Origin of the sequence: Streptomyces sp. NBC_01446, from assembly GCF_026340095.1 — a bacterium.
Lineage (GTDB): Bacteria > Actinomycetota > Actinomycetes > Streptomycetales > Streptomycetaceae > Streptomyces > Streptomyces aureus.
Genome location: NZ_JAPEPO010000001.1, coordinates 6,902,501 through 6,923,211, shown reverse-complemented (window position 1 = coordinate 6,923,211; position 20,711 = coordinate 6,902,501). Strand labels below are relative to the sequence as shown.

General features: G+C 68.1%; 16 protein-coding genes, 2 rRNA genes and 1 riboswitch (1 of these 19 cut by a window edge). Of the genes, 4 read left to right on the top strand and 14 right to left on the bottom strand.

All coding sequences use genetic code 11. From position 1 onward, the window contains the following. The first annotated feature begins 21 nt into the window (after positions 1-21). Positions 22-1,794: a substrate-binding and VWA domain-containing protein gene (locus OG456_RS31105; RefSeq protein WP_266566785.1), complete on the top strand. Its 1,773-nt coding sequence runs from the start codon at positions 22-24 to the stop codon at positions 1,792-1,794. 22 nt (positions 1,795-1,816) lie between these two features. On the opposite strand, the gene OG456_RS31100 is transcribed toward OG456_RS31105, so the two are convergent. Continuing rightward, positions 1,817-3,337 carry a glutamate-cysteine ligase family protein gene (locus OG456_RS31100; RefSeq protein ID WP_266566783.1) on the bottom strand — a complete coding sequence of 507 codons (1,521 nt, stop codon included), beginning with the start codon at positions 3,335-3,337 and terminating at the stop codon, positions 1,817-1,819. 490 nt (positions 3,338-3,827) lie between these two features. Here OG456_RS31100 and OG456_RS31095 point away from each other — a divergent pair, with 490 nt between their 5' ends. Beyond that, the gene (locus OG456_RS31095; RefSeq protein WP_266566781.1) at positions 3,828-4,415 is read left to right on the top strand and encodes a hypothetical protein; all 588 of its coding nucleotides are present in this window, start codon (positions 3,828-3,830) and stop codon (positions 4,413-4,415) included. Positions 4,416-4,756: 341 nt separating this feature from the next. Further along, complete coding sequence (locus tag OG456_RS31090) at positions 4,757-4,954, top strand: DUF5999 family protein (RefSeq protein ID WP_323136414.1); 198 nt, start codon at positions 4,757-4,759, stop codon at positions 4,952-4,954. 89 nt (positions 4,955-5,043) lie between these two features. Here the strand turns inward: OG456_RS31090 and gcvP are convergent, their stop codons facing one another. Then, entirely contained in the window at positions 5,044-7,929 is a 2,886-nt protein-coding gene (gene gcvP / locus OG456_RS31085) for an aminomethyl-transferring glycine dehydrogenase (protein ID WP_266566777.1), read from the bottom strand. Between the two features lie 184 nt (positions 7,930-8,113). Next, a riboswitch (glycine riboswitch) is annotated at positions 8,114-8,209 on the bottom strand. A gap of 114 nt (positions 8,210-8,323) precedes the next feature. Here gcvP and OG456_RS31080 point away from each other — a divergent pair. Beyond that, positions 8,324-8,707 (top strand): PRC-barrel domain-containing protein, encoded by a 384-nt coding sequence (locus OG456_RS31080; protein WP_266566775.1) that lies wholly within the window; start codon positions 8,324-8,326, stop codon positions 8,705-8,707. Here OG456_RS31080 and OG456_RS31075 read toward each other — a convergent pair. The 12 genes from OG456_RS31075 to OG456_RS31020 all read right to left on the bottom strand — a co-directional run. Further along, entirely contained in the window at positions 8,693-10,117 is a 1,425-nt protein-coding gene (locus tag OG456_RS31075) for a DNA polymerase IV (RefSeq protein WP_266566773.1), read from the bottom strand. The genes OG456_RS31080 and OG456_RS31075 overlap by 15 nt on opposite strands. Before the next feature lie 56 nt (positions 10,118-10,173). Then, positions 10,174-10,818 (bottom strand): MerR family transcriptional regulator, encoded by a 645-nt coding sequence (locus tag OG456_RS31070; RefSeq protein WP_116500030.1) that lies wholly within the window; start codon positions 10,816-10,818, stop codon positions 10,174-10,176. Between the two features lie 193 nt (positions 10,819-11,011). Beyond that, entirely contained in the window at positions 11,012-11,485 is a 474-nt protein-coding gene (locus OG456_RS31065; protein ID WP_100597640.1) for a bifunctional nuclease family protein, read from the bottom strand. A gap of 86 nt (positions 11,486-11,571) precedes the next feature. Further along, a complete protein-coding gene (locus OG456_RS31060; protein ID WP_266566770.1) occupies positions 11,572-12,315 on the bottom strand; it encodes a MerR family transcriptional regulator in 744 nt (247 codons plus the stop codon). 16 nt (positions 12,316-12,331) lie between these two features. Further along, on the bottom strand, positions 12,332-13,294 hold the full coding sequence (locus tag OG456_RS31055; protein ID WP_266569493.1) for an FHA domain-containing protein: 963 nt from the start codon (positions 13,292-13,294) through the stop codon (positions 12,332-12,334). Between the two features lie 82 nt (positions 13,295-13,376). Then, positions 13,377-14,255, bottom strand: a complete 879-nt coding sequence (locus tag OG456_RS31050; protein ID WP_266566768.1) for a DUF881 domain-containing protein — start codon at positions 14,253-14,255, stop codon at positions 13,377-13,379. A 5-nt stretch (positions 14,256-14,260) separates the two neighbouring features. Next, positions 14,261-14,593: a small basic family protein gene (locus tag OG456_RS31045; RefSeq protein WP_100597644.1), complete on the bottom strand. Its 333-nt coding sequence runs from the start codon at positions 14,591-14,593 to the stop codon at positions 14,261-14,263. Further along, on the bottom strand, positions 14,590-15,498 hold the full coding sequence (locus OG456_RS31040; RefSeq protein WP_266566765.1) for a DUF881 domain-containing protein: 909 nt from the start codon (positions 15,496-15,498) through the stop codon (positions 14,590-14,592). The genes OG456_RS31045 and OG456_RS31040 overlap by 4 nt, the downstream gene beginning before the upstream one ends. A gap of 89 nt (positions 15,499-15,587) precedes the next feature. Beyond that, positions 15,588-18,083 (bottom strand): mannose-1-phosphate guanyltransferase, encoded by a 2,496-nt coding sequence (locus OG456_RS31035; RefSeq protein ID WP_266566763.1) that lies wholly within the window; start codon positions 18,081-18,083, stop codon positions 15,588-15,590. 115 nt (positions 18,084-18,198) lie between these two features. Then, positions 18,199-18,807: a CDP-alcohol phosphatidyltransferase family protein gene (locus OG456_RS31030; RefSeq protein ID WP_266566761.1), complete on the bottom strand. Its 609-nt coding sequence runs from the start codon at positions 18,805-18,807 to the stop codon at positions 18,199-18,201. A gap of 171 nt (positions 18,808-18,978) precedes the next feature. Beyond that, positions 18,979-19,095, bottom strand: a 5S ribosomal RNA gene (gene rrf / locus OG456_RS31025). Between the two features lie 89 nt (positions 19,096-19,184). Next, positions 19,185-20,711, bottom strand: a 23S ribosomal RNA gene (locus OG456_RS31020) (it continues 1,596 nt past the right edge of the window).

The following is a 20,711-nucleotide window of genomic DNA, read 5'->3' as shown; positions in this document are numbered from 1 at the left end:
CCCGAGGAAGGGCACCACCGCATGGGACGTCACAGCTTGCCCGACGAGTATGGGACGGACGCGGTCGCCCCCCGCCGCCGCACGCGCGGCCGGACCGTCGCCATCGCCACGGCCCTCGTCCTCGTGGTGGCCGGGGGCACGGCTCTGGCGGCCAGGAGCGGCCTGCTCTCCTTCGGCGGGACCTGCGACGGCAAGACGGTCCACCTCGACATCGCCGCCTCGCCCGACATCGCCCCCGCACTGCGCGACGCCGCTGACCTCGCCCGCAAGAACCACCTGACCTCCGACGGACAGTGCCTCGACACCCGCGTGCAGGCGGGCGACTCGTACAAGATCGCCGATACCCTGCGCAAGGGCCGGAAGGGCACCGGGGACTACGAGGCGTGGGTGCCGGATTCGAGTCTGTGGATCCAGCGCGCCGGCCTCGGCGGGAACGCCACTCCGGTCACCGCGATGGGCAACATAGCCTCGTCCCCCATCGGCATCAGCATGGTGCCCTCGGCCGCGAAGAGCCTGGGCTGGCCCGCGAAGAAGTACACCTGGGCGCAGTTGACCGGCGCGGCCATGGAGGGCGACAAGCTGCGGCTCGGGACCGCGGACCCCGCGCGCAGCGCGACCGGTCTCCTCGCCCTGACCCAGCTGGGTGCCTCCACCAAGAAGTCCGGGCCGGAGGGCGACACCCAGGCCGCCGCCATGGCCAAGGCGCTCTCGCAGCGCACCACCGACAGCGACGGCCGGCTGACCGACACCCTGGCGCGCGACGCCTCCGGCACCGAGCAGGGCAATCCGCGCCGCAATCAGGCGCTGATCCTCTCCGAACAGTCCTCGTACCGGTACAACGCCACCGCCGGCGACAAGGACGGGCTCGAACTCTTCTACCCGAAGGACGGCTCGCCGCAGCTGGACTACCCGTTCGCGCTGGTCGACGAGGGCGTCAAGTCCACGGACGAGCGACGGGCCGCGATCCGCTTCATGACCCTGCTCGGAGAGGACGCCGGCGTCAGGATCCTGGACAAGCACGGGTTCAGGACGGACGACGAGGAGCCCTCGGACGCGCTGGTCGCCGGGGCGGGAGGCCGCAGCCCGCAGCCGTACGCGGCGCCGGAGTCCGACCCGCCGACGGACAAGCAGCTCCAGGAGACCCTCGGCATGTGGACGATCACGGTACAGAGCGCCCGGATCACCGTCGTCGTGGACGCCTCCGCCTCCATGGCGAACTATGTGCCGGGCCGCGACCAGTCCCGCATGGAGGTCACGAAGGCCTCGATGCTCCAGGCGCTCGCCACGTTCACGCCCGAGGACGAGATCGGCCTGTGGGAGTTCGCCACGCTCCTCGACGGGAACCGCGACTACCGCAAGCTCGTACCCACCGAGCGTCTCGGCGACCGCAAGGGCGGCGGCACCCAGCGCGACAAGCTGTCCGAGGCCTTCAGCGGTCTGCAGCCCGTGCCGGGCGGCGCCACGGGTCTTTACGACACCACGCTCGCGGCCTACGAGGAGGCCACGTCCTCCTACCGGAACGGCAAGTTCAACGCCCTCGTGGTCGTGACCGACGGCGCGAACCAGGACCCCGGATCCATCTCGCGCAGCAGCCTCGTCTCACGGCTGCAGAGCCTCGCCGACCCGCAGCACCCGGTGCCGCTCATCGCCATCGCGGTCGGCCCGGACGCGGACAAGGACGAGGTCGAACAGATCGCCGGGGCCACCGGCGGCTCCGGGCACCAGGTCAGCGACCCGGCCGAGATCCACGCGGTGATCCTCAAGGCGATCGTGGAGGCGGGCGCCAAGGGCTGAGCGAGCCGAACCGCCGCGCCGGTCAGTCCAGTTGCACCGCCGGTGCCGGGAGCCCCACCGGCCATGTGTGCACCGGTTCGCCCGCGTGCATCAGCTCGCAGTAGCGCCGGGTGGTCGCCGCGAGCGCCGCGTCGCGCTCCAGGCCGCTCTCCAGCGCGCGGTGGAACGTGGCCGCCTGCCACGAGGCCCCGTTGACCCGCCGCCGGCAGCGCTCCTCGATCACCCCGAGGTAGAAGTCACGGTCGGCCGCCTCGACCCCCCAGGCGTCGAGCCCGGCAGCGGCCAGCGGCAGCAGCTCGTCCCGAACGAGCGTGACGGCGGCCACCTTCTCCACCCCGCCGAAGCGGCCCCGGCGCGGCCAGTCCAGGCGCGCCTCGATCCCGTACCGGCAGGCCTCGTCGAAGTTGCGGGCCGCCGCGTCGAAGGGCAGGCGGGTCCAGACGGGGCGGGTGTCCTCGGCCAGGGCGCGTACGACGCCGTAGTAGAAGGCGACGTTCGCGATGACGTCGGTGACAGTGGGGCCCGCGGGCAGGACGCGGTTCTCCACGCGCAGGTGCGGCCTGCCGTCGGCTATGCCATACACGGGCCGGTTCCAGCGGTAGACGGTGCCGTTGTGCAGGACGAGCTCGCCGAGCGCCGGCACTCCGTCGTCGTCGATGACGCGCAGCGGCTCCTCGTCGTCGCACAGGGGCAGCAGCGGGGGGAAGTAGCGCAGGTTCTCCTCGAAGAGGTCGTACGCGCTGCTGATCCAGCGCTCGCCGAACCAGGTGCGCGGCCGGACCCCTTGGGCCTGGAGCTCGGGCGGGCGGGTGTCGGTCGACTGCTGGAACAGGGGCGGCCGCGATTCGCGCCACAGCTCATGTCCGAACAGGAACGGCGAGTTGGCGCCGACCGCCACCTGCACGGCCGCGACGGCCTGCGCCGCGTTCCACACGTCGGCGAAGCGGGCGGGCGTGACCTGGAGGTGCAACTGCACGGAGGTGCACGCCGCTTCGGTCGCAATGGACTCCGAGCTGCAGCGCAGGTGCTCCACCCCGTCGATGTCGACCACGAAGTCCTCGCCGCGCGCGGCCACCATCTGGTCGTTGAGAAGGCTGTAGCGGTCCACGTCCGACAAGTTCGCGGAGACGAGATCATCGGGCACGAGCGTCGGGAGAATGCCGATCATCACGATCCCGGCGTCCACCTCGTTCGCTTTCCGGTGAGCATAGGCGAGGCCGGTCCTGAGCTCCTCGGCGAGCCGGTCGAGAACGCGGCCTTCCAATCGATGAGGGGCAATGTTCACTTCCAGATTGAACATTCCGAGTTCGGTCTGGAAATCACGGCTCGCGATGCGCTCGAGAACTTGCGCATTCATCATTTTCGGCATGCCGTCGGGTCCCGCGAGATTCAACTCGATCTCCAGGCCCATCAGATTCCTCGGACGATCGAACCTCTCCTCCTCCAGGAGCCTCGCGAGCCCCGCCAGACACTGCTGCAGCTTCCTGCGGTAGTGCCGCCGATCGGACAGGTCGAACGCGCCCGCCACGACCTTCTCCCCCATGGAAGCGTCCCTCCTCACATGGACGACACGGCCACCCGGCCGCTGTGTCACGGTGGATGATGCCCAGGCAATGTGATCGATAACGCCCCGCCTCCCGCCGCGGGCGAGTAGGCTCCCAGCAGTTGTCACGGGGCACATTCACTAGGCATGCAGCATGTCGAAGAGTCCATTCCACCTGGCCTGGTGATAAACGCCGACGAGAATCGGCCGTCCGCTCGCCGTGAAGATTACGAGGTCACCGACCCGACCCCGCTGAAAATCGGGAGATTCCCCTCATGTCGGCGACCGAATAACGCCTTGCCGAGCATTTTCGCGACGGCTAGCCGAAACACTGCGTGAACACGTGTCGTATAAACTTCGCGAACGAGGCAGAGAGTCGGCGCTCGCGGTACCTGCCCCGCCCCCTCTGGCCCGGTCAGCAGACAGCGCCGTCCGCTCGTCCCGCCACGCCCTCGATCCACCGTGCCTGTCGAATGAGAGGCGACCCACCATGCCGCTGCACGTCCCTCCGGCTCCCGCGCCCGCCCTGCGCACCGTCCTCACGGCCCTCGGTTCCCCCACCGCAGTCCGTGAGGCCCGCACCCCTTCCCTGCGCTCCGCCCAAGGACCGGCGAGCCCCGAACTCCCGTTGCCCGTCCACGTACTGGACCGGGTCACGGGCAGCGCGGGCCCCTCGCCGACCCGACTCGCCGGCTGGCGGTTCCTGATCCGCTGCGGGGAGCGCGCGGTCGCCGCCGCCGACACGATGCTGACCGCCGACGGCTGGGCGTTCTCGCACTTCTTCGAGGGCCCGTACGTCGCGGCCACCGAACGCGCGCTGCGCCAGGCCGAGTCCCTGCCCGCGGCCTACCAACCGCGCCTGCTCTCGGTCCCGGAGCTGTACATGCTCACCCTCTGGCTGCACGGGGACTGCAACGCCGACGCCGCCACGGGACATCCCGCGGCCAGTGACCTCCTGGTCCCGCTCGCGCCCGCGCCGCCCGGCATCGCCGCCCACCGCCCCCACCGGGTCGCCGAACTGCTGCCCGTCCTCACCCATCGACTGACCCCCGCGCCACTTCTGGGCTCACCCGCCTGACGCGACCGGGCCGTCCGACGCGCCCGCGCCCCGCTGCCGATGCCGACCGGTCGCGGGGCGCAGCCGTGCTCTCGCGGGCCCGTCCGGACTAGCCCGGTCAGGCCACCCCGAACCACCCGAAGGGACAGTGCAGTTGGGGTGAACCGTCCGCACGGGTGACGCGTCCTCATCCAGTGAGGACCGCTGCGACGAAATCCCTGCGGATTGACGCCCGTAGGGCAACACTGGGTTCCGGACCGACCGACAAACGGGGGGCGGCCATGAACAACGCTTCGAGCCGCAGGACAGACAGCGACATCGCACCCATCACCGACATCACTTCACAGGGAAAGATCCCATCCATGTGCCAGCACCAGCCACCGTGCCCGTCCGCAGACTCCGCCGACCGGGAGGCCGCGCTCCCTGTGGCCCACCACCCCGAACAGGGCTGGAGTCTGCTCTGCAACGGCGTCCTGCTCTTCGAGGACACCGGTGAGCTGCTGCCCAACGGCCAGATCATCGCTCCGCACCGCCCTGCGCACGTCATGACCGCGGCCTGAGCGCATCCGGACGCCGACGGCGCCCCCAGTACGAAAGGGCCGGCCCCGGGAAACCCCGGAACCGGCCCTGACGCATGTCAGCGTGAGTATCAGTCCTCGTACGCGTCCATGGGCGGGCACGAGCAGACGAGATTCCGGTCGCCGTACGCCTGGTCGATGCGTCGGACCGGCGGCCAGTACTTGTCGGCGGCCACGACACCGGCGGGGAAGACGGCCTCCTCGCGGCTGTACGCGTGCTCCCACTCGCCGCCGAGCGCGGCCGCGGTGTGCGGCGCGTTGCGCAGCGGGTTGTCCTCGGCGGGCCACCGGCCCGAACCGACCTTTTCGATCTCACCGCGAATGGCGATCATCGCCTCGCAGAACCGGTCGAGCTCGGTCAGGTCCTCGCTCTCGGTCGGCTCGATCATCAGCGTCCCGGCAACGGGGAACGACATGGTCGGCGCGTGGAACCCGTAGTCGATGAGCCGCTTGGCGATGTCGTCGACGCTGACGCCGGTCGCCTTCGAGATCGGGCGCAGATCGATGATGCACTCGTGCGCGACCAGGCCGGCGGGGCCCGTGTACAGCACCGGGAAGTGCGGCTCGAGCCGCTTGGCGATGTAGTTGGCGCTGAGCACCGCGACCTGCGTGGCCCGCTTGAGGCCCTCGCCGCCCATGAGACGCACGTACGCCCACGAGATCGGCAGGATGCCCGCGGAGCCCCACGGCGCCGCCGAGATCGGGCCGACGCCGGTCTCGGGTCCGGCGGCGGGCTGCATCGGGTGGTTGGGCAGGTACGGCGCGAGGTGCGCGCGGACACCGACCGGCCCGACGCCCGGGCCGCCGCCGCCGTGCGGGATGCAGAACGTCTTGTGCAGGTTGAGGTGGGAGACGTCGCCGCCGAAGTGGCCCGGCTTGGCGAGGCCCACCAGGGCGTTCAGGTTGGCGCCGTCGACGTAGACCTGACCACCGGCGTCGTGCACCTGCGCGCAGATGTCGGCGACGTGCTCCTCGAACACTCCGTGCGTGGACGGGTAGGTGATCATCAGGACGGAGAGCTCGTCGGCGTACTGCTCGATCTTTGCGCGGAGGTCCGCGACGTCGATCTCGCCGTCGTCGGCCGTCTTCACGACGACGACCTTCATACCGGCCATCACGGCGCTCGCGGCGTTCGTGCCGTGCGCGGAGGACGGGATGAGGCAGACGGTGCGCTGGTCGTCGCCGTTGGCGCGGTGGTAGCCGCGGACGGCGAGCAGACCGGCCAGCTCGCCCTGCGAACCGGCGTTCGGCTGGAGCGACACGTTGTCGTAGCCGGTGACCTCCGCGAGGCGCTCCTCCAGCTCACGGATGAGCGTGAGGTAGCCCTGCGCCTGCTCGGCGGGCGCGAAGGGGTGCAGCTGGCCGAACTCGGGCCAGGTGACCGGCTCCATCTCCGTCGTCGCGTTGAGCTTCATCGTGCAGGAGCCCAGCGGGATCATGCCGCGGTCGAGCGCGTAGTCACGGTCGGCCAGCTTGCGCAGGTAGCGCAGCATCGAGGTCTCGGAGCGGTACGCGTGGAACACGGGGTGCGTCAGGTAGTCGTCGCCGCGCAGGAGGCCCGCCGGCAGCGTGTCCACGGCCGCCGCGTCGAGCGCGTCGACATCGGCCTCGACACCGAACGCGGTCCAGACGGCGCCCAGTTGGGTACGCGTCGTGGTCTCGTCGCACGAGATCGACACATGGTCGGCGTCCACGAGGTGGAGGTTGACGCCACCTTCGCGCGCGGCGCTCACGACGTCGGCGGCCCGGCCCGCGGCCTTCACGGTCAGGGTGTCGAAGTACGCGCCGTGCACGACCTCCACGCCGCCGGCCTTGAGGCCCTCGGCGAGCAGCGTCGCGAACCGGTGCGTGCGCCGCGCGATGCCCTTGAGGCCGTCGGGCCCGTGGTAGACGGCGTACATGCCGGCCATGACGGCGAGCAGCACCTGAGCGGTACAGATGTTGCTGGTGGCCTTCTCGCGCCGGATGTGCTGCTCACGGGTCTGCAGCGCGAGGCGGTACGCCTTGTTGCCGTCCGCGTCGACGGAGACGCCCACGAGGCGGCCGGGCAGGCTGCGCGCGAACTTCTCACGGACGGCCATGTAGCCGGCGTGCGGACCGCCGAAGCCCATGGGGACACCGAAGCGCTGGGTCGTACCGACGGCGATGTCGGCGCCGAGCTCACCGGGCGAGGTCAGCAGCGTGAGGGCGAGCAGATCGGCGGCGACCGTGACGACGGCGCCCAGCTCGTGGGCCTGCTCGATGACGGGCTTGATGTCGCGGACGGCACCGGAGGCGCCCGGGTACTGGATCAGGACGCCGACGACGCCCCGCTCGGCGACCTCGGCCGGGATGCCCTCGGACAGGTCCGCGACGACGACCTCGACACCGGTCGGCTCGGCACGCGTCTGGATCACGGCGATGGTCTGCGGCAGCGCGTCCGCGTCGACCACGAAGGCGCCGTTCTTGACCTTGCCCATGCGCCGGGACAGCGCCATGGCCTCGGCCGCGGCCGTGCCCTCGTCGAGCAGCGAGGCGCCCGAGGTGGGCAGGCCGGTCAGCTCGGCGACCATCGTCTGGAAGTTGAGCAGCGCCTCGAGCCGACCCTGCGAGATCTCCGGCTGGTAGGGCGTGTACGCCGTGTACCAGGCCGGGTTCTCCATGACGTTGCGCAGGATGACGGGCGGCGTGAACGTGCCGTAGTAGCCCAGTCCGACCATCGAGTCGAGGACCTGGTTGCGGTCGGCGAGGGAGCGGAGCTCTGCGAGCACCTCGGCCTCGGTGCGGGCCCCGGGAAGATCGAGCGCCTCGGCGCTCTTGATCACGTCCGGGACCGCGGCCGCCGTCAGCTCGTCGAGCGAGCCGTACCCGACCTGCGCGAGCATCTTGGCCTGCGCTGCTTCATCCGGACCGATATGGCGCTGCTCGAAGGGGATTCCCTGCTCCAGCTGGGAGAGCGGAATACGGTTGGCGGTCATTGCGGAGGCCTCCTGGTCATTGCGACCTGCGAGGGGCACCACGGCGCGGGTGCCCGGACGGCCTCCCCCTCTGTCATCTCAACCTGAGAGTTTCACCGGCACACCCCACATCACGAAGGGCATGACGACTTTCACCGTCGGTGAGAGCGGAGGCCTGAACGCCCGCCCTGCTTTCCAGAGTGACCTCGTCCGTGCGGTACAGGGGCCTGAGAGATTCCGGGGAGGAGTTGCTCCTTCGGCGCCTCCGGTGTCATCCGGAGGACTCTCCCGCACGGGGTCAGCAGCCATCGCAAGCCTACCAGCGGCAACAACACCCCCGGCCTCGAGTGGCCGCCTTCCCCAATGTGCACTTTGGTAGTGCTTACGGATGAGTTGCGAGCAGCTGGAGGGCCCCGTGCAGACCGATGTCGATCCGCGCAACCTGATCGGCCGCAAGGCGTTCGACCGTAACGGAGCCAAGATCGGGACCGTCGACGAGGTCTACCTCGACGACGCGACCGGCGTCCCCGAGTGGGCGGCGATACGCACAGGCCTGTTCAGCCGGGACGCCTTCGTCCCCCTGGAGCCGAGCGAGCTGGTGGAGGGCACCCTGCGCATCCCCTTCGAACGCTCCCTGATCAAGGACGCCCCCGACTTCGGCGTCGGCCGTCACCTCTCCCCCGAACAGGAGCTCCAGCTCTACCACCACTACGGTCTCGACATCTCGGCCCCGCACGACCCCGAGCCCCCTGAGGACCGCGACTTCGGCAAGATCGCCCGCCCGTCAGACGACACCTGACCCGGCATCCGGCTCCCGCGCCGCAAACCGCCCGGCCCCGCCCTCCACCAGCGGCAGCGGCTCCCCCGGTACGAGCGCAGGGTCGTCGGTCCGGAACGTACGCACCCGCCCCGGCTCCGAGTACGGCGTCTCGAAGCGCACGGTCACCCGCCCGAGCCCGCTGCCCTGCACCCAACCGTGCCCGAACTGCTCGTGCCGCACGTCATGCCCGGCCACCCAGCGCCGGTCCGCGGCCTCGACGACCTCTCCGGCCGCCGCCTGCCCCTCGTCCCCCGCACCCCCCGCCCCTTCCGCCTCGCCCTCATGCTCCCCCTCGGACGCGTGTGCATCGGCCTCGGCCTGCGCCTGCGCGAACAGGTCCTCCTGCGTGTAGTCGGCCAGGCCTGTCACCCCCACGCCGAGCAGCCGCACCCCACCCGTCGTGTCCACGGACTCCAGGAGCCGGGCGGCCGCCTCCCGCACCACGGCGGGGTCGTCGGTGGGTCCGCGCAGCGTCTCGGATCTCGTCAGCGTGGAGAAGTCGTAGCGCCGCACCTTGAGGACCACCGTCCGCCCGGACCGCTCCGCCCCCCGCAGCCGCTGCACGCACCGCTCCGCAAGCCGCTGCACCTCGGTCCGCACCCGCACCCGGTCATGGATGTCCACGTCGTACGTGTCCTCGACCGACACCGACTTGGCGTCACGCTCGGCCACCACGGGCCTGTCGTCGTGCGCGAGGGCCATGGCGTACAGCGACACCCCGTGCGACTTCCCCAGCAGTCGCACGAGCTCGTCCTCGCCCGCCTCGGCGATCTCCTCAACCGTGGTGATCCCGGCACGTCTCAGATGGTCCCCGGTCGCCGGCCCCACGCCGGGCAGCGTGCGCACCGACATGGGCCCGAGCATGGCGCGCTCGGTGCCGGGCACGATCAGCACCAGACCGTCCGGCTTCGCCTCCTCGGAGGCGATCTTCGCCAGCATCTTCGACGCCGCGAGCCCCACCGACCCGGTCAGGCCGGTCACCGCCTTGATCTCGTCCCGCAGCCGCGCACCGACGAGCCGCGCCGACGCGGCGTCCCAGGCCGCCTCACCGGCCTCCAGATCGACGAACGCCTCATCGAGGCTCAGCGGCTCCACGAGCGGCGACAACTCCCGCAGCAGACCCATCACCTGCTCGCTGACCTCCCGGTACAGCCGGAAGCGCGGCACGAGATACGCGGCATTGGGCGCGAGCCTGCGCGCCTGGCCTATCGGCATCGCCGAGTGCACCCCGAACACCCGGGCCTCGTACGAGGCGGTGGCCACCACCCCACGAGGCCCGATCCCACCCACGACCACGGCTTTCCCGCGCAGACTCGGCTTCGACGCCTGCTCCGCCGAGGCGTAGAAGGCATCCATGTCGAGATGCAGGATCGTGGGCGCGGTTCTCACATGTCCGATGCTGCCCTACGGCACTGACAATGCTCCAGTTGACGCATCGGCCCCGCTCACACCGCGCGGTGGCGCCGTCTCGCCAGCTCGTCCGCCGGGTTGTTCCCGAGGAGCGTCTCGCCGGTGTCGATGCGCTCCCCGTGCAGCTGCGACAGCGCGCTCTCGACGTCCCGCCACACCACACCGACAGCGATACCGAAGATTCCCTGACCGCCCTGGAGCAGATCGTGGACCTCCGTCGGCGAACTGCACTCGTAGACCGTGGCGCCGTCGCTCATGAGGGTCAGCCGCTCCAGATCGCTGAAGCCGCGCTCCCGCAGATGCTGCACCGCGGTGCGGATGTTCTGCAGTGAGACACCGGTGTCCAGGAACCGCTTCACGATCTTCAGGACGACGACGTCCCGGAAGCTGTAGAGCCGCTGGGTCCCCGACCCGTGGGCCGGTCGCACACTCGGCTCGACCAGTCCGGTCCTCGCCCAGTAGTCCAGTTGCCGATAGGTGATACCGGCCGCCGCGCACGCGGTGGGTCCTCGGTATCCGACCTGCTCGGGCGTCGCGTCGTCATCCCTCTGAGCGACCACCGGCAACACCGTCGGCCGACGCGGAATGTGATCGGCCGCGTGGCCGTGAAGCGAGTACGGGCCGCTCTCCGCCGGACTGTGTCCGCCGCCCCCAGCCGTACCGTCGCCGCTGCTTCTCACGCCGACCTCCTCTTTGACCTGCCTTCTCGACGGTAGGCAGTCACCAGGGGTGCGTCAACGATCGCCACACTCGGCACGCCGAGTGATAATCACCCTACGAGTGGTTTCCCGTGCCTCACCGCGGGGAAAGGCTAGCCGAATGGTCCGGCCGGGCCCCGGCGCGGCAGCGGCCGCCTCACGACGGCCGCTCGCGTCACTGACTGTTGGTTCCGAAATCCTCGGGCGAGATCTGGTCGAGGAACTCGCGGAACTTCTCCACCTCGTCCTCCTGCTCATCCGGGATCGCGATCCCGGCATCATCGAGCACACCGTCACTGCCGTAGATCGGCGTACCGGTGCGCAGCGCGAGCGCTATGGCGTCCGACGGGCGCGCACTGACCTCGACCCCGCTCGAGAACACCAGTTCCGCGTAGAAGACGCCTTCGCGCAGGTCCGTGATGCGTACTTCCGTGAGCTCCTGCCCGACCGCTTCCAGCACGTCCTTGAAAAGGTCGTGCGTAAGCGGGCGTGCGGGGGCCATGCCCTGCTGTGCGAAGGCGATGGCCGTCGCCTCCCCCGGTCCGATCCAGATGGGGAGGTAGCGGTCGCCTCCCACTTCACGCAGGAGCACGATCGGTTGGTTGGAGGGCATTTCGACCCGGACACCTACGACGTCGAGCTCGTTCACACAGCAACCCTAGGACGTGCCCGGCAGGTTTGGGTAGTCGGGCACCCGTCGATCGCCGGACGCACACCGCGCGAGCACCCCTCGGATCAGGGCAGACGCACGCCGAGCGCGGTCTGCACAAGCGCGCCGTGAAGCTTCACCGTCAGCCCCGCCAGCTCCTTCGCGCGGGCCTGCGCATGCGCCCTGGTCTGGGGATTGCGGTGCCGTCGCAGCGGCGCGACAACCTGCTCGACCAGACCGGCCTCCCGGTCGGCCGCGGCCTTCATCGCCCGCAGATGCCGCGGCTCGATCCCGAAGCGGCCCAGTTCCATGACCAGCTCGGCGACGGTGACCGCCTCCGCGTCGTATCCGCCGTCGGGCAGCGGCGCGATGAGGCCGTACGACTCCCACTCGTCGAGCTCGGGGGACTCGATGCCGGCGGCGGCAAGCAGCTCGTCACGGCCCACACGGGCCACTGTCGGCCCTTCGCCGCGCTCCGGGGCCCTGCCGTCCTCGCCGTCGCCCGAGAGGCCCGGAGAGGGCAGCGTGATCGCTTCGCCCCGCTCCAGTGCGTCGAGCTGTTCCTTGATGACCTTCAGCGGCAGGTAGTGGTCCCGCTGCATCCGCAGTACGTGGGCGAGTCGCTCGACGTCGTCAGGGCTGAACTTGCGGTACCCCGAGGGGGTCCGCTGCGGCTCGATCAGCCCCTCCGACTCCAGGAACCTGATCTTGGAGATGGTGACTTCGGGGAACTCGTCGCGCAGCACGTTCAGCACGGTGCCGATGCTCATCAGCCGACTGTCCGTGAGGGCGATGCCGTGACCGGCACCGCCCTTCGGTGTTTGAAGCATGGACCTTCCTGACAGGTCAGATGCCCCGCTGGCTCGCGTAGAAGACCAGCCGGTACTTGCCGATCTGCACCTCGTCGCCGTTCGACAGCGTGACCGAGTCGATCCGCTCCCGATTGACGTACGTGCCGTTGAGGCTGCCCACGTCGCTGACGGTGAAGGCACCGTCTGCGCCGCGACGGAACTCCACGTGGCGGCGCGAGACGGTCACGTCGTCAAGGAAGATGTCGCTCTGCGGGTGCCGTCCCGCCGTGGTCAGTTCGCCGTCGAGGAGGAAGCGGCTGCCCGAGTTCGGACCGCGTCGCACCACCAGGAGCGCCGAGCCGAGTGGCAGGGCGTCGACGGCGGCCTGGGCCTCCGGGGAGAGCGCCGGCGACAGCGTCTGACCGGTGACTTCGGCGTCGTAGGCCTCAAGGCCCGAAATGGAAATCGTCGAGGTCGTCTCGGACGGACGCTCGGCCGTGGCGCGCAGAGGCGCCCCACAGTTGGAGCAGAACCGGCTCGCCTCGGCGTTGCGGTTTCCGCACCTCGTACACACCAGTGCCGACATGGACGGATCCTCCTGCCGCGGCTGCCCCGCGGGGGCATGGGACGCATACGGATCGGGGGTAAACCCTCCACCCGCACTTGAGGTTGACGGTTCCCCGAAACCTATGCGGCCGGACGCGGCAGGGTCAACAGACGACGCGCCCTGTCCGCCCGAAATGTCACCACCCTGAGGACCGACCTGATCACGGAACAGCGGACGCTCCGCCCCCTGCACCTCCGCGTCCTGGGTGCGCGGTGCACGGTGGCGGGCAGTGGCATTGGCGTTGCCACTGTCCTCACGTGCGCTCTTGCCGAACAACTTCGCAAACAACTTCACGGGCGATTCCCCTTGACCGAAACAGACCCGCCCGTGGGGCAGGACGAACCCTGACTGCACACACCGCCGTACATCGGCGACACAGACATCCTCACAACGTCCGTATCCGCCAAACAGTTTCCACCACGCACCCCACTTACGGTGCGCCGACCCCCCGCAACCTCATGCCCTGGCCTGAACGCCCCCATGCGCCCCCGCCTCACTGGGACGACGACTGAGCGTAGTCAGGCCGCTTCGCCGGTCGCAAGGCGTCCACAACGATCTTCTGCGCCTGTGTCACGGTAACGGTGGCCTGCTCCTTTTCCAGAGTCTGAACCACCCCACCAGGGATGTTGAGCGCCGGCTCCAGGTCCTGCGGCTTGCCGATGACCTTGAAGACGAAAGGCTCGCCGATCTTGTGACCGTCCACACTCACCTTCCCGCCGCTCGCATCCGTCAAATACGTGTCGGCCACGACCCGGACGTCGTTCACCTGGATCGCCTCGGCACCCGCCGCGCGTAGCTCCTGGATCGCATCGAGCAGCATGTCGGCCTGCACCGCGCCCTTCTTGTCGGTGATCGTCAGCGTGATCCCGGGGCCCTGCGCCGCCACGGTGCCCGCCAGAATGCCGAGTTGCCGTTCCCTCTCGACCGTCTGCTTGCGGGCCTCCTCGGCCTGGTCCGAGCTGTTCTCCAGCTCGGTGCGCTGCCCCTCGAGACGCTGCTTCTCATCTCCCAGACGCTGAGTACGGTCATCCAGTTCATCGAGGATGCGTACGAGATCTTCCTGACGCGCGCCGCGCAGCGCGCTGCTGTCGCTGTTGGACCGCACCTGGATGGCCAGACCCAGGCCGAGCACGAACAGCAGGACGGCGACGATGAGTTGCGCACGGGAGACCCTCGGCGGCCACAGCCCCTTGGCCAGCCGCTGGCGTCCGGTCAGTGACGGCTTCTTCGTCTCCGCGGCCGGCGTTTCTGCATCGTCCGCGCCGTCTGCCTGGTCCGCGCCGTCCGCCGCTTCGGGAGCGACTTCGTCCGGCAGTTCCTTGCGCAGGCGGTGCTGCTCGTTGTTCTTGTTCTTGTTCTCGTCCTCGGACATCGGCCTCACGCCCGGAAGATGTGCCGCCGGATGGCGGCCGCGTTGGAGAAGATGCGGATTCCCAGCACCACGACGACGCCGGTGGACAGCTGCGCGCCCACGCCCAGCTTGTCGCCCAGGAACACGATCAGGGCCGCCACGACGACGTTCGACAGGAACGACACGACGAAGACCTTGTCGTCGAAGATCCCGTCGAGCATCGCCCGCAGGCCGCCGAACACCGCGTCGAGGGCCGCCACCACGGCGATCGGAAGATAGGGCTCGACCACCGCCGGAACCTCGGGCCGGACGAACAGTCCGACCACAACTCCCACGACGAGGCCCAGTACGGCGATCACGATGTGCCCTTCTCTGTTCTCGGCTGTGCTGTACGTACGGTCACGCTCGGCGCTGCGGGCAGGCGGACGTCGTCCTGGGCGGAAATGCTGGTCCGGATCCCGAAGTTCTCCTGCAGGGCGTGCAGGTACAGGCCGTCAGGGCTGTTCTGGAACCGGGTGCTCAGCCGTTGGCCGTCCCCCACCGCGAGCACCGTGTACGGCGGCACGAGCGGTCTGTTGTCGACCAGTATCGCGTCACCCGCCGCGCGGATCGCGGACAGGGCCGTCAGCCGCTGTCCGTTGATGGCGACCGCTTCGGCACCGGACTGCCAGAGCCCGTTGACGACCCGCTGCATGTCCCGGTCGCGCACCCGCCCGGTGTCCGAGAAGCCGGCGCTCTCGCGCGGCCCCCCTCCGCCCTGGTCGGCCTCCTTGGCGTCGTCGACGACCAGCTTCACTCCCGGGCCGTGCACTGCCGTGGCACCGGAGAGCAGACCGACCAACTCGCCTTTGTCGCCGCCGTGTTTCTTCAGCGCCTCACGCTGACGGTCACTCACGTCGTTACGGAGCGTGTCCACCTTGCGCTCCAGCTTGTCCGCGGCCGCCGTCTCCCGGTCGATACGGGCGATGAGCTCCTCGCGCTCCTTCGCCACGACCGGCGCCGCGACCCGCGCCTGCGCCGCCCCCACCGTCACCACGAGCGCCGCGAGGACGAGGCCTGCCGCGAGGCCGAGCTTGGCCCGCAGGGTGCGCGGCATGCCTCCGCTGCCCTCGGCCTTCCTACGGGCGGCCGCCTCCGCGTATCCGTCGTCGAGGCTGTGGTCCATCACGTTCGTCAGCAGCGACATGGAGGCGTCAGGACGCCTGGGGCTCACGGGGCGTGAGGGACTGCTCCGATCGGGGGGCTGCTGCGGCATGCCGCACATCGTCGCACGTGCCGGCCCGTACCTCCGAATGGCCCCACCGGCGTACCGGTCGGCGCCCGTGACAGGCGCCGACCGGACCGCACGGCGGCTCAGTGACCAGCGCTGTCCACGACGGCCGCCCACTCGTCGAGCAGCTGCTGCGCCGACGCGTCGTCGGGCCCCTCGGCCCACAGATGCGTGACGGCCTCGGCCGGGTCGGGCAGCACCATGACCCAGCGCCCGTCCGCCTCGACGACCCGCACGCCGTCCGTCGTGTCGACGGACCGGTCGCCGGCCTCCTCGACGACCCGCCGCATCACGAGCCCCTTCACCGCCCACGGAGTCGCAAGGTCCCGCTTGAGCACGTGCGCCCGCGGGATCCGCGCGTCGATCTGGCTCAAGGTCAGCTGCGTCCGTGCCACGAGCCCGATCAGCCGGACAAAGGCGGCCGCGCCGTCGAAGACGGAGCTGAACTCCGGAATGATGAACCCGCCGCGACCGTCACCGCCGAAGATGGTCCCCTCGTCCCGTCCGACCCGCGTGAGGTCGTCGGGCGACGTGGTCGTCCACTCCACCTGCGTCCCGTGGTACGCGGCCACCTGCTCGGCGATACGGGTCGTGGTCACCGGCAGCGCGACCCGGCCGCTGCGCCGCTCGGCGGCCACCAGGTCCAGCATGACCAGCAGAGCACGGTCGTCCTCGACGATGCGACCCTTCTCGTCGACCAGCGAGAGCCGCTCGCCGACCGGGTCGAACCGGACGCCGAACGCGGCCCGCGCGGACGCCACGATCTCACCGAGGCGCACGAGCCCGGACCGGCGCGCGTCCCGCGTCTCCGTAGGCCTGGACTCGTCGAGCCCCGGGTTGATCGTCAGCGAGTCGACACCGAGCCGTCCGAGCAGGCTGGGCAGCACCAGACCGGCACTGCCGTTCGACGCGTCGACGACGACCTTGAGCCCCGCCTCGGCAATCCCCGTCGTATCGACATTCCGCAGCAGGGAACCGGTGTACGAGTCGAAGACACTCGACGGGAAGTGCAGATCGCCGATCTCTCCGGGGAACGCCCGCCGGTACTCCTGTCGCGCGTACACCCGGTCCAGCTTCCGCTGACTGGCCTGCGAGAGATCCGCTCCCCGCTCGTCGAAGAACATGATGTCGACGGAGTCCGGCACGCCAGGCGTCGTACGGATCATGATCCCGCCGGCGCTGCCCCGCGCGGTCTGCTGACGCGCGACGGGCAGCGGCACGTTCTCCAGGTCGCGCACGTCGATGGCGCTCGCCTGCAGTGCGGAGATGACCGCCCGCTTCAAGGCTCGCGCACCACGCGAGTGGTCACGGGCCGTGGTGACGGTGGAGCCCTTCTTGAGCGTCGTGGCGTACGCCCCCGCGAGCCGCACGGCGAGCTCCGGGGTGATCTCCACGTTGATGATGCCGGAGACGCCGCGGGCGCCGAAGAGATGCGCCTGCCCCCTGGACTCCCAGATCACCGAGGTGTTGACGAAGGCGCCTGCCTCGATGGTCTTGAACGGATAGACCCGGACGTTGCCCTGGATAATCGATTCCTCGCCGACGAGGCACTCGTCGCCGATGACGGCGCCGTCCTCGACGCGGGCGGCCCGCATGATGTCGGTGTTCTTGCCGATGACGCAGCCGCGGAGATTGCTGTGCTGCCCGATGTACACGTTGTCGTGGACGACGGCCTTGTGCAGGAAAGCCCCGCTCTTCACGACGACGTTCGAGCCGATCACGGTGTGCTCGCGCATCTCGACGTCGGCTTCGACCTTGGCGTAGTCGCCGATGTACAGCGGACCGCGGAGCACGGCGTCCGGATGGACCTCGGCACCTTCGGCGACCCACACTCCGGGCGAGATCTCGAATCCGTCGATCTCGACATCGACCTTGCCTTCGAGCACGTCGGCCTGCGCCTTGACGTAGCTCTCGTGCGTGCCGACGTCCTCCCAGTAGCCCTCGGCGATATAGCCGTAGACCGGCTTGCCTTCCTTCATCAGCTGCGGGAAGACATCGCCGGACCAGTCGACCGACACATCGGCCTCGACGTAGTCGAATACCTCGGGCTCCATGACGTAGATGCCCGTGTTCACGGTGTCGGAGAAAACCTGGCCCCAGGTGGGCTTCTCGAGGAAGCGCTCGACCTTGCCCTGTTCATCGACAATGGTGATGCCGAATTCAAGGGGGTTGGGCACGCGGGTCAGGCAGACCGTGACGAGCGCGCCCTTTTCCTTGTGGAAATTGATGAGGTCAGTGAGGTCGAAATCGGTCAGAGCGTCACCGGAGATCACAACGAAAGCGTCGTCCTTGAGCGCTTCCTCTGCGTTCTTCACGCTGCCGGCTGTGCCGAGTGGCTTCTCCTCATTGGCATAGGTGAGCTCCATTCCGAGCTCTTCGCCGTCCCCGAAGTAGTTCCTGACGAGAGATGCCAGGAACTGCACGGTGACGACGGTCTCGGTGAGCCCATGCCGCTTGAGCAACCGCAGCACATGCTCCATGATCGGCCGGTTCACAACCGGCAGGAGCGGCTTGGGCATACTCGAGGTCATGGGGCGCAGGCGTGTGCCTTCGCCTCCAGCCATTACGACGGCCTTCATGTCGGAAGCGTCCTCCTTGAAGAGACGACTGTCTAGCCGACTTCGCCCGTCCGGATGGACCCGCAGATCTCAGACTGCGGGCCGACCTGGCCTCGAATACCGCCATATGGAGAGCTCAATCGGCCGTGGAGTCCGCCCTGACCAGTCGGCGGACCTGTACTACGTAGAGGATCCCTGCCCACCAGTAGAGCGTTGTACCCCATCCTGCGAACGCCCATCCGAAAATAGCAGCGAGTGTGCTGATCCAGCCACTTCCGTCACTGAGGAGCAACAGGGGGAACGCATACATGAGGTTGAACGTGGCGGCCTTGCCGAGGAAGTTCACCTGCGGCGGCGGATAGCCGTGCCGGCGGAGGATACCCACCATCACCAGGAGAACCAGTTCCCGGGCAAGCAGTACGGCCGTCAGCCAGATCGGCAGAATCTCGCGCCAGGTGAGTCCTACCAGCGTGGACAGAATGTAGAGCCGGTCGGCAGCAGGGTCGAGCAGCCGGCCGAGGTTACTGATCTGATTCCAGCGCCGGGCGAGCTTCCCGTCGAGATAGTCGCTGACACCGCTGAGCATCAGGACCAGGAGGGCCCAGCCATCGCTTTTGGGCCCGCCGAACTCGGGCCTGAGGATGAGCCACAGGAAGAGGGGTACGCCAAGGAGACGCGCCATGCTGAGGATGTTCGGGATGGTGAGCACCCGGTCCGTCTGGACACGGGTCTCCTGGACCTCCACCCGGGGGCCTCCTGTGGGAAACGAGCCAACGATGCCCCCTGACCCTACCCTCAGCTCACATGAGGCCGTGCAGAGGGGTGCGCAAGAAATCGCTGCGCACTGCTTGGCGTACAACGCAGAAAACCCCCGTAACAGGATTCTCATCCGTTACGGGGGTTTTCTTCAAAAATAGTTCGGCGGCGTCCTACTCTCCCACAGGGTCCCCCCTGCAGTACCATCGGCGCTGTGAGGCTTAGCTTCCGGGTTCGGAATGTAACCGGGCGTTTCCCTCACGCTATGACCACCGAAACACTATGAAACTGTCAACCGCACCACGCTCTGTGACAAACGTGGGGTTGTTCGTGGTTTCAGAACCAACACAGTGGACGCGAGCAACTGAGGACAAGCCCTCGGCCTATTAGTACCAGTCACCTCCACCCGTTACCGGGCTTCCAGATCTGGCCTATCAACCCAGTCGTCTACTGGGAGCCTTAACCCCTCAAGGGGGTGGGAATACTCATCTCGAAGCAGGCTTCCCGCTTAGATGCTTTCAGCGGTTATCCTTTCCGAACGTAGCCAACCAGCCATGCCCTTGGCAGGACAACTGGCACACCAGAGGTTCGTCCGTCCCGGTCCTCTCGTACTAGGGACAGCCCTTCTCAATATTCCTGCGCGCGCAGCGGATAGGGACCGAACTGTCTCACGACGTTCTAAACCCAGCTCGCGTACCGCTTTAATGGGCGAACAGCCCAACCCTTGGGACCGACTCCAGCCCCAGGATGCGACGAGCCGACATCGAGGTGCCAAACCATCCCGTCGATATGGACTCTTGGGGAAGATCAGCCTGTTATCCCCGGGGTACCTTTTATCCGTTGAGCGACGGCGCTTCCACAAGCCACCGCCGGATCACTAGTCCCGACTTTCGTCCCTGCTCGACCCGTCGGTCTCACAGTCAAGCTCCCTTGTGCACTTACACTCAACACCTGATTACCAACCAGGCTGAGGGAACCTTTGGGCGCCTCCGTTACTCTTTAGGAGGCAACCGCCCCAGTTAAACTACCCATCAGACACTGTCCCTGATCCGGATCACGGACCCAGGTTAGACATCCAGCACGACCAGAGTGGTATTTCAACGACGACTCCCCCTGAACTGGCGTCCAGAGTTCAAAGTCTCCCACCTATCCTACACAAGCCGAACCGAACACCAATATCAAACTGTAGTAAAGGTCCCGGGGTCTTTCCGTCCTGCTGCGCGAAACGAGCATCTTTACTCGTAGTGCAATTTCACCGGGCCTATGGTTGAGACAGTCGAGAAGTCGTTACGCCATTCGTGCAGGTCGGAACTTACCCGACAAGGAATTTCGCTACCTTAGGATGGTTATAGTTACCACCGCCGTTTACTGGCGCTTAAGTTCTCAGCTTCGCACACCCGAAAGTGCACTAACCGGTCCCCTTAACGTTCCAGCACCGGGCAGGCGTCAGTCCGTATACATCGCCTTACGGCTTCGCACGGACCTGTGTTTTTAGTAAACAGTCGCTTCTCGCTGGTCTCTGCGGCCACCCCCAGCTCGAGGAGCAAGTCCTCTCACCAGTGATGGCCCCCCTTCTCCCGAAGTTACGGGGGCATTTTGCCGAGTTCCTTAACCATAGTTCACCCGAACGCCTCGGTATTCTCTACCTGACCACCTGAGTCGGTTTAGGGTACGGGCCGCCATGAAACTCGCTAGAGGCTTTTCTCGACAGCATAGGATCATCCACTTCACCACAATCGGCTCGGCATCAGGTCTCAGGCACAAGCTGTCCGGATTTACCTGGACAGCGCCCTACACCCTTACCCCGGGACAACCACCGCCCGGGCTGGACTACCTTCCTGCGTCACCCCATCACTCACCTACTACAAGTCTGGTCCGTCGGCTCCACCACTT